The sequence below is a fragment of the Burkholderia sp. AW49-1 genome (assembly GCF_053427845.1).
This window is the reverse complement of the sequence record NZ_JBSAXF010000102.1, coordinates 1-551: the sequence shown is the minus strand read 5'-3', so window position 1 is coordinate 551 and position 551 is coordinate 1. Positions and strand designations below refer to the sequence as shown.

Genomic DNA, 551 nt, shown 5'->3' with positions numbered 1-551 from the left:
TGTCGAGAACGCCCAGCCAACAACCCGACGCGTGAACAGGTCGAGTACTACGGCCAGATAATGCCAACGTCCCTGCGCCCAGACATACGTGATGTCACCACACCACACCTGATTCGGCGTACCAACCTCGAATTCGCGATTGAGATGGTTCGGGATATCGATCCGCTCGACCGTGGCCTGCTTGTAGGCATGGCGACCCGGCTGCTTGCAGATCAACCCGAGTTCTTCCATCAAGCGGCTGACCTTGAAGCGTCCAATCGCCGTACCTTCCTCGCGCATCATGCCCATGATGCTGCGACTGCCAGCAGAGCTTCGACTCTCGATGAACAGCTCGTGTACCCGGCTACGCAGTGCCATGCGCTCGGCATCAACGCGTCGGGCTCGCCCTCGGTGGGCATACAGGCAGGATCGCGACACGTCGAATACCGCGCAGATCAGCTCGACCGATTCGCTTGCGCCAATCTGATCAATTACTTCGTACGTTCGATGCCTTCCGACATCAAGAGCGCGGTAGCCTTTTTTAAAATGGCCTTCTCACGCTCGAGGCGTTC

At 58.1% G+C, this 551-nt stretch carries 1 pseudogene; it reads right to left on the bottom strand.

The window, feature by feature from the left end:
* Positions 1-551, bottom strand: a pseudogene (locus ACV22W_RS33585) (IS3 family transposase); the annotation flags it as partial.